This is a genomic window from Streptomyces sp. NRRL S-87 (assembly GCF_000719335.1).
In the GTDB taxonomy this organism is placed as follows: Bacteria; Actinomycetota; Actinomycetes; order Streptomycetales; family Streptomycetaceae; genus Streptomyces.
Genome location: NZ_JOGB01000043.1, coordinates 1 through 14,153, shown reverse-complemented (window position 1 = coordinate 14,153; position 14,153 = coordinate 1). Strand labels below are relative to the sequence as shown.

Annotated in this window: 9 protein-coding genes; 1 reads left to right on the top strand and 8 read right to left on the bottom strand. The window is 76.9% G+C overall.

What is annotated here, in order from left to right:
• Positions 1–82: 82 nt before the first annotated feature.
• Positions 83–487 (bottom strand): globin, encoded by a 405-nt coding sequence (locus IF43_RS0125025; RefSeq protein WP_030204710.1) that lies wholly within the window; start codon positions 485–487, stop codon positions 83–85.
• 147 nt (positions 488–634) lie between these two features.
• Here IF43_RS0125025 and IF43_RS0125020 point away from each other — a divergent pair, with 147 nt between their 5' ends.
• Positions 635–1,696, top strand: a complete 1,062-nt coding sequence (locus IF43_RS0125020) for a methyltransferase domain-containing protein (RefSeq protein ID WP_037889957.1) — start codon at positions 635–637, stop codon at positions 1,694–1,696.
• Between the two features lie 154 nt (positions 1,697–1,850).
• On the opposite strand, the gene IF43_RS0125015 is transcribed toward IF43_RS0125020, so the two are convergent.
• From IF43_RS0125015 to IF43_RS0124975, 7 genes are all read right to left on the bottom strand, one after another.
• Positions 1,851–3,176 carry an FHA domain-containing protein gene (locus IF43_RS0125015; RefSeq protein ID WP_030204707.1) on the bottom strand — a complete coding sequence of 442 codons (1,326 nt, stop codon included), beginning with the start codon at positions 3,174–3,176 and terminating at the stop codon, positions 1,851–1,853.
• A gap of 45 nt (positions 3,177–3,221) precedes the next feature.
• Positions 3,222–4,583 (bottom strand): VWA domain-containing protein, encoded by a 1,362-nt coding sequence (locus tag IF43_RS0125010; RefSeq protein ID WP_030204701.1) that lies wholly within the window; start codon positions 4,581–4,583, stop codon positions 3,222–3,224.
• Between the two features lie 58 nt (positions 4,584–4,641).
• The gene (locus tag IF43_RS0125005) at positions 4,642–6,393 is read right to left on the bottom strand and encodes a protein phosphatase 2C domain-containing protein (RefSeq protein WP_051796069.1); all 1,752 of its coding nucleotides are present in this window, start codon (positions 6,391–6,393) and stop codon (positions 4,642–4,644) included.
• Positions 6,394–6,395: 2 nt separating this feature from the next.
• Entirely contained in the window at positions 6,396–9,443 is a 3,048-nt protein-coding gene (locus tag IF43_RS0125000) for a tetratricopeptide repeat protein (protein WP_078910433.1), read from the bottom strand.
• Between the two features lie 281 nt (positions 9,444–9,724).
• Complete coding sequence (locus IF43_RS0124985; protein ID WP_030204688.1) at positions 9,725–10,972, bottom strand: hypothetical protein; 1,248 nt, start codon at positions 10,970–10,972, stop codon at positions 9,725–9,727.
• 272 nt (positions 10,973–11,244) lie between these two features.
• Positions 11,245–12,210: a glutamate ABC transporter substrate-binding protein gene (locus tag IF43_RS0124980; protein WP_078910432.1), complete on the bottom strand. Its 966-nt coding sequence runs from the start codon at positions 12,208–12,210 to the stop codon at positions 11,245–11,247.
• 206 nt (positions 12,211–12,416) lie between these two features.
• The gene (locus tag IF43_RS0124975; RefSeq protein WP_030204684.1) at positions 12,417–13,691 is read right to left on the bottom strand and encodes a hypothetical protein; all 1,275 of its coding nucleotides are present in this window, start codon (positions 13,689–13,691) and stop codon (positions 12,417–12,419) included.
• Positions 13,692–14,153 lie beyond the last annotated feature (462 nt).

Below are 14,153 nucleotides of genomic sequence, written 5' to 3'. Positions count from 1 at the left end.
GGGCGGCCGTTGAGGCCGGGTGAGCCGGGTGAGGGCCTGGTACGGCGCCCCGGCGGCGGCCCGGCGGCCCGCCGGCGGCCTCCTAGTCAGCCGTGTTGATCATCGAGGCCGCGGCGTACGTCAGGTAGCGCCACAGCTGCTCCTCGTGCTCGGGTGCCAGGCCCAGCTCGTCCAGCGCGACCCGCATGTGCCGCAGCCACGCGTCGTGCGCGGCCCGGTCCACCACGAACGGTGCGTGCCGCATCCGCAGCCGGGGGTGCCCGCGGTGCTCGCTGTAGGTGGTGGGACCGCCCCAGTACTGCATGAGGAACAGGGCGAACCGCTCCTCGGCCGGCCCCAGGTCCTCCTCCGGGTACATCGGCCGCAGCAGCGGGTCCTCGGCCACGCCCTCGTAGAAACGGTGGACCAGGCGCCGGAAGGTCTCCTCGCCGCCCACCTGTTCGAAGAAGGTCTGCTCCTGCAGCGTGCCCTTGGGAATGTCAGTCACCGGACCATCGTCTCAGACACCCGGACGGAGGACCCCGGACCTAGGACTTCTCCCCGGCCTGCGGGCCTCCGGGGCGCCCGCAGGCGCGCGACGGGGCGCGGGCGCGGCCGGTTCGCCGTGCGCGGCCCGGGGCAGGACAGTGGACCCATGGGCGCACGGAGCGCGCACGGACCGGACAGCGCCGCGCACGAGGTGGAGCGCGCGGTGGCGCACGCCGCGCAGGTGCGGGAACTGACCGCGGCCGGCGACCTGCCGGACCCCGCCTGGCGGGCGGCCTTCGCGGCCGTGCCGCGGCACGTGTTCGTCCCGTACTTCTACGTCGCCCGCGGGGCCGGGTACGAGCGGCTCTGGGGCGAGGACCCCGACCCCGGCCACCGGGCCCGCTGGCTGCGCGGGGTCTACACGGACACCCCGCTGGCCACGCGGGTGCGCGGCACCGAGCTGCTCTCGTCCAGCACCCAGCCGTCCCTGATGGCGCGGATGCTGCACGCCCTCGACGTGCGCGACGGGGACGACGTCCTGGAGATCGGCGCCGGCACGGGCTACAACGCGGCGCTGCTCTGCCACCGGCTCGGGGACGAGCACGTCACCACGGTGGACCTGGACGAGGAGATCACCGAGTCGGCCCGCTCCCACCTGGCGAGGCTCGGCCACCACCCGGCCGTGGTCACCGGTGACGGGGCGCGCGGCTGCCCGGCCCGGGCGCCGTACGACCGGATCCTGGCCACCTGCGAGCTGCCCCGGATCCCCTACGCGTGGCTCGGTCAGTGCGTGCCGGGGGCGCGGATCCTGGCCCCGATGGCCACCGGCCTGCTCGCCCTGACGGTGCGGGACGCGGCCTTCGCCGAGGGGCGCTTCCTGCACACGCCGGCGTACTTCGTGCCGCTCCGGGGCGGGGAGCGCGCGCCGGCCGCGGCCGCGGGCGTGGGCGTGGGCGTGGGTGCGGCGGGGGCGGGTGACGGGCAGGGTGTGGCCGGGGGGCCGCCGGCCCACCTGCCGTACGAGGTGCTGGAGAACGACCGCTTCCACTTCCTGCTGGCGCTGGCCGGCGAGGCGCTGCACCCGCGCGAGGCCCTGGACCTGTGGCGCGGTGAGGGGCGGCCCGGGCGGGAGCGCTTCGGGGTGACCGTGAACGCGGAGGGGGAGTGGGCCTGGTTGGACGATCCCCGAGGACCCTACGTGTGGCCCCTGGGGAGACCGGCGGACTGACCGCGCCGGGCCCGACCGCACCGGCGGCCCGACCGTGCCGGCGGCCTGACGGCGTCGGTGGCCCGACCGCACCGGCCCGACCGCACCGGGGCCCGACCGCACCGGCGGCCCGACCGGGAGGTCGGGCCGGGGAGAGGCCGGGCGGGGGGTCGGATCAGCCGCGGCGGATGGTGATGGTGGTCCAGGCGCCGACGTGCACCTGGTCGCCGTCGCCGAGCGGAATCGGCACGAACGGCTGGATGGGCTCGTCGCCGCCGTTGACCGTGGTTCCGTTGGTGGAGTTCTGGTCCACGACCGCCCAGCTGCCGTCCGGCTGCTGGACCAGCACGGCGTGCTGGTGCGACACGCCCGGGTCCTCCGGCGGCACCGACAGGTCGATGTCGGGGGACTCCCCGGTGGACTGGCGGCGCCGGCCGATGGTGATCTGGCCGCCGGTGAGCGGCAGGTGCTGCTCGGGCGAGTACGCGGGCAGGTTGAGGCCCGCGGCCTCCGGGCCGCTGCGCTGCATCATCGCCATGAAGTACGCGCGGTCCGGACCGATGGTGGCGCTCCAGGAGCCGCCCTGGCCGGGGTAGGGCTGCTGCTGACCGGGGTACATGCCCTGGCCCTGCTGCGGCTGCCCGGGGTGGCCGGCGCCCGGGTGACCGGGGTTGCCGGGGTGCCCGCCCTGCATGGGCTGACCGGGCATCGGCCGGCCCGGCATCGGCTGGCCCGGTACGGGCTGGCCGGGCATGCCCTGGCCCGGCATGCCCTGGCCCGGGTGCGGCTGCTGGTGCTGCGGGGCATGCGGCTGCGGCGGCGCGGCGGGCTGGTAGGCCTGCTGCGGGTGCGGCGCGCGGCCGCCGGGCGGCGGCAGCATCCAGTCGTCCGCGCCGGGCTGCTGCGGGCCGGGTGCCGGGGCGCCGGGGTGGCCGCCCCCGTAGCCGCCCTGCGGTCCGCCGGGCTGCCCGGGCGGCGGGTAGCCGCCGGCGGGGTCGCCGTGCAGGGGCTCCGCCGGCCGGTTCATCTGCGAGGGCCGGGAGCCCTGGTAGTCGAACGGGTCCTGCGGGCGAGGGCCCTGGGTCTGCGGGTAGCCGGGCTGCATGTTCATGCCCGCGTTCATGCCCGCGCCGGGGCGCGGCCCGCCGGGGCCGGTGCCGTGCGGGGGCACCGGAGCGCCGGGCCCGGTGCCGTGCGGCGGTACGGGCGCTCCGGGGCCGGGCCGGCCGGGCGGGAACGGGCTCGGGGTCCGGGTCTGGAAGTTGTAGCGGCACTCCTCGCAGAACGGCGCCATGGCCTCGCGCGGGGTACGGCACTGCGGGCAGAGCTCGGCCTGCATCGTGGCACCGCCGTCGGGGCCCGGGTAGCCGTAGCCGCCGTACGAGGGCCCGGGCGGGGGAGGCACCGCCCCGGCGGGCGCGCCCGCTCCGGCCATGCGGTGACCGCAGACCTCGCACCAGTCTTCGGAGACCGAATGGTGTCCGTTCGGACAGGTCGGCATGTCGGCCCTTCCCCCTCTCCCCGTCAGGCCCCCAGGGGCCGCAATTCAGGACTTCTTCACTCGCACGGTCTGCGTCGAACGCGTCTCGAGAGTCATCTCGTCCGCATCCGCCACCTTCGCTTTCAGCCGCACAGTACCGGTCGCGGCATCGACGACGTCGACCACCTTCGCAAGCAGTTTCGCAGTGTCCTCGTTCCCCGACGCACTCGCCAGTTGCACGGCCCGTCCCAACTTGGCCGTGGCGGAGTCGAAATCTCCCGATTTACGGGCTTCCAGCCCCTGCCGGATGGCCTGGGCCAGCTCCGCCTGACCTGTGTAATGCGCCACTTGGGGGCTGATCGCGGTCGAAGCGACCAGATCGTCCGTCCACACCGCCCGTACCAACCCCTGGGACAGGACGGCGGGGACGCCCCCCTCGGTTGCACCCTGGCCGGGAACCGTCGCCGGGCCGCCGGGGACCACGAGGGAGACCCGCGCGGCCAGCATCTCCTGGCCGAGTCCGGCGGCCGGGACCCGTACGCACACGTGGTAGTCCCGGGACTCGTCGCCCCACGAACCGGTCGGGTAGTCCCCGGCGCGCGGGCCGGCCCCGGTGCGCCGGTCGGTGAGGTCCACCACCGTGGGGGAGACCTGCTTCACGAAGCGGACCTCGGCGTTCAGCGGCGTCCACAGGCGGAGCGCGACGTCTCCGACCCCCTTGCCCATGGCCGCCGCCATCATCCCGGTGAAGTCCGCGGCCAGGCCCGCCGGATCGGCCACGATGTCGGCGCGGCCGAGCAGCGCCTCCGCGATCGCGGTGACCTCCTTGACCTCCCAGTCCGTGCCCACCCCGCGCGCGTCGCAGGTGAACCGGCCCGCGCAGGCGGCCAGGGCCGCGGCCAGCTCCTCGGGGCTCTCGTGCTCGTTGCGGCCGTCGGTGAGCAGGATCGCGTGCCGGATGGCGGCCCCGGTGCCCGGCCCGTCGGCGGCGAACAGCCGCTCGGCCAGCCGCAGCCACGTGCCGATGGCGGTGCCGCCGCCCGCGCTCAGCCGGCGCAGGGCCTCCTTCGCCGCCGCGCGGGTGGCGGGGTCCGCCACGGCCAGCCGGCCGCCGCCGGGGTAGACGTCCCGGGCCTTGTGCGTCCCGGCCACCACCGCGAACGACGTGCCGTCGCGCAGGGTGTCGACGGCGGCCGCGGTGGCCTCCCGGGCCCCGCGCATCTTGGTGGGCGGGTACTCCATCGACCCCGAGCAGTCCACCATCACGACCACGGCGGCGTCGGGCCCGGCCGCCCGGGCCAGACTCGCGCCGCCCGAGGCGGTCACGGTGACGATGGCGTGGACGTCCCGGCCGCCGTCGGGCAGGAACTCGTTCTGGTACACCTCGACGGCGAAGCGCGGAGCGCGGGGCTTGGCGAAGTTGGCCATACGTGCGGGCTCCTCGGACTGCGGCGGCGGCCGCGGGCAGGGCCGCGGTGGCCGCCGCTCAGGGGTGGGCGGGGGCGGGGAGCGGGACGTCGGGTCCGGGCGGGCCCGCCACCGGAACGGGTACCACGGCCACGGTCACGTTGTCGTGCCCGCCGCCGTCCAGGGCGTGTCCGACCAGCACCTGCGCGCTGTGCAGCGGTCGTGCGGCGGCGTCGGCCGGCAGCACCCGGGCCATCTCCTCGGCGGACTCGGCGTAGTTCCACAGGCCGTCCGTGCACACCACGACCACGCCGGGCCGGTCGGGCCGGAAGGCGGCGGTGTGCGGTTCGACCTCGTACGCGTCCGCGCCGAGCCAGCCGGTGATGGCGTGCGCGCGCACGTCGGCGTACGCCTCGGCCTCGTCCATCAGGCCCGCGGCGACCATCTGGGCGGCCCAGGAGTCGTCCTCGGTGAGTCGGGCCGGCGGGGTCGAGCGGTCGTCCGGCACCCAGTACGCGCGCGAGTCGCCCACCCAGCCGATCACCAGGACGCCGCGGATGACGACGGCGCCGACGAGGGTGCAGGCCGGGGCGTTCTGGTGGCCGGGGGTGGCGGACAGGGACGCGACGGCGTTCGCCGCCGTGAGGATGGCCTCGTGCATGGCCTGCTGGGGGTGCGCGCCGCGGGGCAGGGCGGCGAGCAGCGACTCGTTCGCGGTGTGCGCGGCGGCCGCGGAGGCGTCGTCGGGACGGCTGGCGGAGGACACGCCGTCGCACACGACGGCCACCGTCGCGGTGGAGCCGTCGGGGAGGGCGGTGGCGGCCACGGCGAAGGAGTCCTCGTTGCGGTGGTGGCGCAGGCCGCGGTCGCTGACGGCGGCCACGGTCTCCAGGGCCTCCTCCATGTGGTCCCGCTCGCGGGGCTGGGCGTGGCCGCAGTTCTCGCAGTAGCCGTCGGTGTCGACGTGGCCGCCGCGGCAGGCGACGCACACGGTGCCGTTGGCCTTGCCGGTGCCGGTGCCGGTGCCGGTGCCGGTGCCGGTCGTGGTCGTGGTCGCGGAGCTGGGGCTCATGCCGGTCCCGGTGCCGGCGCTGGTGCCGTCGGCGGGGTGGCCCGGGCCCGGCTCGGCCCCGGCGAAGGGGTGGGGGCCGACGGGGTGCCCGTCGCCGGCGGTCGGGTACGGGCCCTCCGGCTCCGCCATGCCGCCGTGCTCGGCGCGGGGCGCGTACGGGCCGTCCGCGGGGCGGGCGTACCCGGGGGCGCCGGGCGGGCCGTCCGGCGCGCGGCCGCCGGGGTCCGCGGGGGAGTTCCCGGGGGCCGGGTACGGCGCGGCCGGCGAGCCGGCGGCCGGGGCGGGCGGCGCGTGGTCGGGGCCGTCGAAGCGCACGCCGGGCGGAGCCGCGGCGGGCGGCGGCGGGACGTGGGGCGCGGGGGCCGCCGCGTCGTACGGGCCCGCTGCCGGCGGGGCCGGCGGGACGGGCGGGACGGGGGGCGCGGCGGGCCGGGGCACGCCGAAGGAGTCCGGCGGGGCGACGGGGGCGGCGGGGTGGCCCGCCGCGCCGGCGTCCGGGCGGGACGGACCCGCCGGGGCCGCCGGGGGCGCCGGAGGCGCGTAACCGGCCGCGCCCGCCGGGAACCCGCCGCCCGACGGGCCCGGGGCGGCGCCGGCCCGGGCCGGCCCGGCCGGGTGGGCCCCCGCGGAGCGCAGGGGAATCGTCGGTCGGTCGGGGCCGCCCACCAGCGAGTACCCGCAGCGGCCGCAGAAGCGGTCGCCCTCCTCCAGGGGTTCGGCGCAGCTGGGGCACCCCGACAGCCATGGCATCCGCGACATACTCACACCCACGTCCGGGGACGGAAGCGGTTGGCCCGCTCCACCAGTTCGATCCTCTCCTCACCGCGCTGCGCCAGCCGCGCCAGGACCCGGAACGACCGCTCGAGGCCGAACCGCAGCCCCCGCTCGTCAAGTTGACTGCCCAACAGCGAGGTGCGCCCGGGGTTCGCCCCCGGGCTACCCGACAGTACCCAGTCCAGCGCGGACCCCAGTACCTCGGTCGTCAGGTGCTCACGGCGGACCGCGTCGAGGCCGAACCCCTCCAGCCCCGCCACCTGCCCGGCCGCGGCGTCCAGGTCGTCCAGCAGCGGCTCGTGGGCCGACCGCCCGCGCAGCCGCGCGCGGACCGCCGCCACCCGCGCCGCGGTGCAGTGGATGGACGACTCCGGTACGGACTCCAGCGTGCGCACCGCGCCCGCCCGGTCCCCGCTCGCCAACTGCACCCGGGCCAGCCCGAACGCGGCGCTCACGAACCCCGGGTCGGTGCACCACACCAGCCCGTAGTACTCGGCGGCGTTGTCCAACTGCCCGAGCACCTCGGCGCACAGACCGAGCGCCAGCTTCGGTGCCGGCTCGCCCGGGAAGGCGTCGTAGACCGCGTCGAACGACAGCGCGGCCGCCGCGTCGTCGCCGGTGGCCAGCGCGTTCACCCCGCGCGCCCAGACCACCCGCCAGTCGTCCGGGTGCTCGTCCTCCAGCCGGTCCAGCAGCCGCTCGGCCGGGCCTGGTTCGCCCAGCTCCAGGCGGGCCCGCACCTCGCGCAGCCGCAGTTCGACGGAGTCGGCGGGCGCCGCGCCCAGGGCGCCGACGAGTTCGGCGGGCGCGGAGGCCATCAGGCCCGCCAGGAAGCCCGCGTTGGGGTCGGCCGGGTCCACGAGCGGGACCGGCAGCGCGAGGGCGTGCCGGGCCGCGTCGGCGGGGGTCAGGCCGAGCGCCGGTCCCGGGTGCACGGGCGCGGCCACCGGCGGAGTCGCGGCGTGCGCGTGCGCGTGCGTGGGTGCGGGTGCGGTGGGTGGCTCTGCGTGGCCCCCGGCCGCGGGCGGTGCCGGCCGGGGGTCGCCACCCTGGCGCGGTACCCGGCCCTCGCCGGACCACGGTCCGGAGGCGCCCGGGGCCCCGGCGGACCCCCGTGCGCCGGGCGCCCCGGCGGCGTGCGTGGCGACCGACCCCAGCGTCGAGACCGCCCCCGCCGGCGCGGCCCGGTGGGCCCCCCAGGCCCGGGCCGCCGACGGTGCGGAGGCCGGTGCGGAGGCCGTGGCGGAAGCCGGTCCGGAGGCCGGACCGGAACCCGGCCCGGAGGGCGGGCGGGAGCCCGCCGCCGAGGCGGCGGCCGGGCCCGTCCCGCGGCCCGCGGAAGCCGTCACGCGGCCGAACCGGGCGCGCAGCCGCTCCAGGACGCCGCCGGGCGCGACCGGCTCGCGGGCGCCCAACAGCGACACCTCGGCGGCCCGTTCCGCGAACAGCTCCGTGTCCGGCACCCGCAGCTCCGGTCCGAACAGCGTCGACAGCTGCGGTCGCGGACTGCCGGTCTGCAGCGCCACCACCTCGCGCAGCACGCCCGTCAGCTGGTCGGCCATCTCCTGCGCGGAGGCGAACCGGCGGGCGGGGTCGGGGTCCGTGGCCCGCACCAGCAGCCGGTAGAAGGACTCGTAGGTCCGGAAGACCTCGATGTGCTCGGGGTCCGGCAGCGAGTCGACGAAGACGTTCGTGTACCCCTGGAAGTCGAAGGTCAGGACGGCGAGCGTGCGGGCCACCGTGTACAGGTCCGAGGCAACCGACGGGCCCGCCTCCGCCACCTCCGGCGCCTGGTAGCCGACCGTCCCGTAGATCGCGGACTCGTCGTCGTCCATCCGCCGGACCGCGCCCATGTCGATGAGCTTGAGCTGGTCCTCCTGCTGGATGGCGTTGTCGACCTTGAAGTCGCAGTACAGCAGGTTGCGGCTGTGCAGGTGGCCGAGCGCCTCCAGGGCCTCGATCCCGTACGCGCAGGCCTGCTCGACCGGCAGCGGGTCGCGCCGGCCGTCCGGCCGCCGGCGGGCGTTGGCGATCTCCTTCAGCGACTTGCCGCCGACGTACTCCATGACGATGTACCCGTCCAGCGAGCCGGTCCGCTGGTCGAGGTGCTCGACGAAGTTGTAGATCCGCACGATGTTGGAGTGCTCGATCTCCGCGAGGAACCGCCGTTCGGAGATCGCGGCGGCCATCGCGTCCTGGTCCCCGGTGTCCAGCAGGCCCTTGAGGACCACCCACCGGTCGGAGACCGCGCGGTCCACCGCGAGGTACACCCAGCCCAGGCCGCCGTGCGCGAGGCAGCCGGCCACCTCGTACTGGCCGTGCACCACGTCGCCGGGGCCCAGCTTCGGCACGAACGAGTACGGGTGCCCGCACTTGGTGCAGAAGCCCTCGGTGCGGCCGGGACGGCCGCCACGGGCCCGGCCCACCGGCGCCCCGCAGTCCCAGCGCGAGCAGAAACGCTTCCGCTCGGGAACCTCCGGGTTCTCCAGCACCGCCGTGGCGGGGTCCGGACGCGGCACCTCCGGCACGGTCACCAGCCCCGCCCCGAGCCGGCCGCGCGCCGACGGCCCGGAGGCCGAGCCCGAACTGCGCACCGACACCGACCGGGTGGAACCCGTACCGGAAGCCGCCAGCGAACGCGAGAGCCGGCCCGAGACCGAGCGCCGCGAGCTCGCGGACCGCGAGGAGGACCGGGCCGAGGGGGAGGAGGCCGAACGGCCGGAGCCGTGGGAGCCATGAGACCCGTGGGAGCCCTGAGAGCCCTGAGAGCCCTGGGATCCGCGGGAGCCGCGGCCGCCGCCCCGACCCGCCCGGGTCACGCCGGTGGGCAGGGACGAGACCTCCTCGGCACCCGCCGCGGCCGCCTCGACCGACGCCCCTGACGCCCCGGCCCCGGGAACCCCCGGCGTGCCCGTCGCGAAGGGCCCGGAGGCCGACGCGCGGCCCTGTCCGACCCCCGGCAGGGGAGCGGCCGGTGCCGCCGCCGGCGTCGGCGCGAGGCCGCACGTGTCGCAGTACAGGCTGCCGCCGCCCATGTCCTCGTACGCGCCCGGGCAGCCCGGCCGCCGGCACGCGCCGCCCGCCACCGCGGCCGTCCCGGCACGCCAGGGCTCCGCGGCGGCGCCGTATCCGTCGGGACCCGCGGCGGCTGCGTACCCGCTCGGCCCGCCGGAGGTCCCGTAGCCGTCGGCGCCGGCTGCGTACCCGCCCGACCCGCCAGCGGTCCCGTAGCCGCGGGCGCCCGCGGCGGCTCCGTGGCCGTCGGTGCCGGCGCCGTAGCCGTCGGGACCCGCGGCCCAGGCCGCCCCGTACTCGCTCATTCGCCGTCCCTCGGCTCGTACTGCCGCGGCACCAGCACCTCGGCCGCCGCCCGCTGGTAGCGCAGCACGGCCTCCTCGGCCGCCCGCAGGTCGCAGGGCGCGCTCCACAGCATCCGCCGGGCCTGGTCGTACCGCTCCACCAGCACCGGGTCCTCCGCCAGCCCGTGCCGGGCCACCTTCGCCTTGTACGCGTCCAGCCGCCCGCGCAGCTCCGCACGCACCGCCAGGGGGGCCGTGACCGCCGTCAACGAGTCGCGGGCCCGTTCCAGTTCGTCCTCCGCCCGCTGCTCCAGCGACTCCAGCAGCGGCGACAGCCGGTGCCACTGCGCGTGCCGCCGGTACTCCGCGGCGGCCGCCAGCTGCTCCTGCAGCGCGGTCGGCGGCCCGCTCACCGCCGGCACCTCGGACGCCGCGATCTTCGCGAGCACCTCACCGCGCGCCGTCCGCGCCTCCGCGAGCGTGCGGTCGGCCCGCGAGAGCAGGTCGCGCAGGCTGACCAGGCGCCGCTCGGCGTCCTGGCGCACGAGCAGCACGGCCTCGATCTCCCGGCGTACGTCCTCCAGCGCGCGGGCGGCACGGTCGTACCGCTCGGTGTCGGGGCGGCCGCCGCCCGGCGCCGAACTGCCGGCGGCCGGCCGCCAGAAGCCCAGCGGGTCGGCGATCACCTCGGCGCGCAGGGCGGTCAGCTCGGCGGTGATGCCCTCCAGGTCGTCGCCGGAGGGGTGCTCGCCGGGGCGCACCCCGACCGAATGGGCGAGGGAGCGGGTCCGGCGGAGCTCGGCGGCCAGCAGGTCGATGCGGGCGGGCAGCGCCGACCACACGGCGTCCGCCGCGACGACGGTGTCGAGGGAGGCGGCATAGAGCTCGTTCATCCGCGCCACCAGTTCGGCCAGGCTGAAGCGTTCGGCCAACCCGGCCCCGGCGGTACCCGCGCCGGGGACGGTCACGCTGCGGCCGCGCAGCCGCTCGGTCAGCTCGACCAGCTCCTGGGGCGAGGGCCAGCGGCGCCGGGACCGCACCTCCCGGGCCTGGCGCAGCGCGGCGGTGTAGGCGTCGAAGTACGTCCACAGGAGGGTGATCGCGGCGTCCGCGGTGACCCACCGCTCCTTGGTGAGGCCGGCCAGCTCGGCGCCCTCCAGCAGGCGGCGGCCGGCGTGGTCCTGGAGGGCCAGCAGCGACGTCTCCACCGCCTCGTGCTCCGCGGCCAGCCGGGCCAGCGCGCGGTCGACCTCGTCCCGGTCCATGGGGCGGGGCGGGAGGCCGCCGCCGGGGTGGCCGGAGCCGGGCCCACTGCCGGAGCCGGAGCCGGAGCCGGGCCAGGTTCCCGTGCCGCCCATTGCCGCCCTTTCTGCCGTTCCAGTGCCGATTGCCGGTGTTCGTCCGCTTGTTGCCGTCTGCCGGTGCTCTCCGCCGTTCGTTGCTCGTTGCTCGTTGCTCGTTGCTCGTTGCTCGTCGTCCGTCGTCCGTCGTCGCGTGTTCTCAGCCGTGCCCCGCGGGCCCCGCGCGCATGCGCCGCTCAGTCCCGGTACTTCGGCGCCGGGGGCGCGTCGATGCCGGGCAGGTCCGCTTCCAGCCAGTTACGGTAGGCCGTCATCCACGGGCTGCCGTCCCCGCCCCGGCGATAGTCCTCCAGAACCTTGTTGACCCGGCGCACCAAATCGCTCGCACCCTTGTTCATGGCCACGCCGTAGAACTCCTTCGCCAGCGGCCGGCCCACCAGCCGTACCGACGGGTCCTGCGCGGCCAGGCCCGCGGCCAGCGCGTTGTCGGTGACCATGCCGTCCACCTCGCCCAGCTGGAGCCGCACCAGGCAGTCGAGCTGGTTGGGCACGGTCAGGGAGATGTCCGCCCCGAACGACTGCGCCTTCAGCGCCGCCTCGGCCGTGGAGCCGCTCGCCGAGCAGATCCGGTGCCCCTTGAGGGAGGAGTCGTAGCCCGTGATGTCGGTGGCGGTGCGGGGCACCAGCACCTGCGGCCCGGTCTCGAAGTACGCCGTCGAGAACGCCACGTCCGCCAGCCGCCTGCAGTTGATCGTCATGGTGCGCACGACCACGTCCACCCGGCCCTCCTGCAGCGCGGGGATGCGCTGGTTGGTGGGGATGGCGCGGTAGATGACGGCGTCCGGGTCGCCCAGGATGTCCTTCGCGATCGCCCGGACCAGGTCGATGTCGAAGCCCTCCAGGCGCCCCGTGACGGGGTTGCGGTAACCCCAGCGGTAGCTGTTCTGGTCGATGCCGGCGACGAGCTTCCCGGCCGCCTTGATGCGGGCGATCGCCGGTCCGTCGGCGGTGGCGGGCCGCAGGCTCGCCTCGGGGTCCTCGCAGGTCTCCGCGCCCGCCGCGTCGACCGCGCCGACGGCCGCGGGAACGGCGGGCCCGGCGGCTGCCGCGCGCGCGGCGCCCGCCGTCGCGTCCGGGTGGCCGGAGTGCCGGGAGAGCGGTACGAGGACCAGGGCGGCCGTCAGCGCGCACGCGGCGGCCATCGCGGCCACCCCGCCCCAGCCGCGGGCCCGCCCGTCGGTCCGCGCCGGGGTCTGCGCCTCGGCGTGCGCCCCGGTGCGTGCCGTGGTGCCCGCCACGGTGTGCGCCCGGGCGCCCGCCTCGGTGCCCGCCTCGGTGTGCGCCCGGGGCCGTGCCTCGGTGCCTGCCACCGCCCGCACTCCGCTTCGTATCCGGTTCACGCGTGTCCTCACCTGTACTCCGAGAGTCGGCGTCCCACGCCGATGAGGGCGGCCGCGGCGCCCAGCCCCGCGAGCACCGACGCGCCCGCGGCGAGCCCCGTGAGCGCGCCGAGGGCGTCCCGGGCGGACCGGGCGAACTGCCGCTGCTCGTGCGCCAGGGCCTGCTCCAGCGACGCGTCCACCTGGTCGAACGCCGCGCCCGTGCTGTCGCGCCCGTCGATGACCTGGACCAGCGCCCCTTCGTAGTCGCCCTTCTCGTCGGTGGCCCGGGCGGCCGAGTGCCGCGCCTGCCACGCCCGTACGCCCGCCTGCGCGCGGGCGACCGGGTCCCCGCCCGCCGCGTCGTCGGCCCGCCGGGCGGCCTCGGCGAGGCCCTGGTCGAGGGCCGCCATGTTCGCCTTGAAGTCCGTGTCGTACTTGTCCGACTTCTTGTCCGTGGCCAGGACGGCCCCCCGCGCGACCAGCGTCAGGTTCTCGTTCGCCCGCGCCTGCAGCGAGCTGATCCGGGCGTCGTTGAGCACCTTCAGCGACTCCTGGCCGTGCACGCGCGAGTCCGCGAGGTCGCTGTGCGCCACGAGGTGGCCCACGGTCAGCCACAGCAGGACCACCGTCGAGGCGGCCGTGGCGGCGAGCAGGCCGTGGTTGAAGACGCGGTGGGTGCGCCGGTACGTGCGCCGCTGCGCCCACCCGAGCGCGCCGAGCGCGGCCAGGCCGGCCGCCAGGGCGGTCAGCGGGTGCGAGCCCGCGGCGCCGTAGTCCTCGTACAGGTGGCCGGTCTCGACCTCGTACAGCCGCTGGGCGGCGGGCAGCAGGCGTGTGCTCATGCGCTCGTTGGCGTAGCGGAGGTAGGCGCCGCCCAGGGGGAGGCCCTGCCGGTTGTTGGCGCGGGCCTGCTCGATCAGGCCGGTGTAGCGGGGCAGCTCCTCGCCGAGCACGCCGATCTGGCGGGCGGACTCGGCGGAGCGGCCGGCGTTCGCGGCGGCCTTCACCAGCAGCCGGGAGGCGTTGGCGATGTCCTTCTCGTACCGGGCGCGGACCTCGCGGCTCTCCTTGCTGCCGGCCAGGAAGCCGCTGGAGGAGGCCGTGTCGGCGTCCGCGAGGGAGCGGTAGATGCTGGCGGCGTCGGCGCTCAGCGGCTGGCTGCGGCCTACCACGTCCTCGGCGGCCGCCGCCCGGTCGGCCACCTGCCAGGCCGTGACCGCTCCGAAGAACACGATCAGCACGGCCAGCAGCGCCCCGATGATCCGCAGCCGTCCCGGCTCGGTCACGGCGGCGGCGCGCAGCCGGGCCGCGCCCTCGGCGAACGCACTGCCGCGGCCGGGCGGCGGCGCGGCCGCGCTCCCGCCGCGGGGCGCGAGCGTGCTCGTTGCGTGTGTCACCTGACCTCCCCCTCCGGGGGAAGTATGGCCGCAGTGGCCGACAAGCACAGCACGATGGCTGGATCTTGTACGGTCTGCCGGGCCCTTCCCTGGTGGATGACGCCCTCCTGGATGACGCCTTCCGGGGCGGGGTGGTTCCGTCGCGGGCCGAGTGGTCCCGTCCGGGGCCGGGTGGGGGTGGCTCTCGCTTCGTTGGGCCGTCCGGTGGTTTGTGGGTCCCCTCGCTTCGTGGGGCCGTCCGGTGGTTTATGGGTCCCCTCGCTTCGTGGGGCCGTCCCGTGGTGTGTGGGTCCCCTCGCCTCTTGACCCGTCATGGCCTGCAGGCCTCCCCCAGCTACCGCTGGGAGGTGCCCCCAGCGGCAGGCC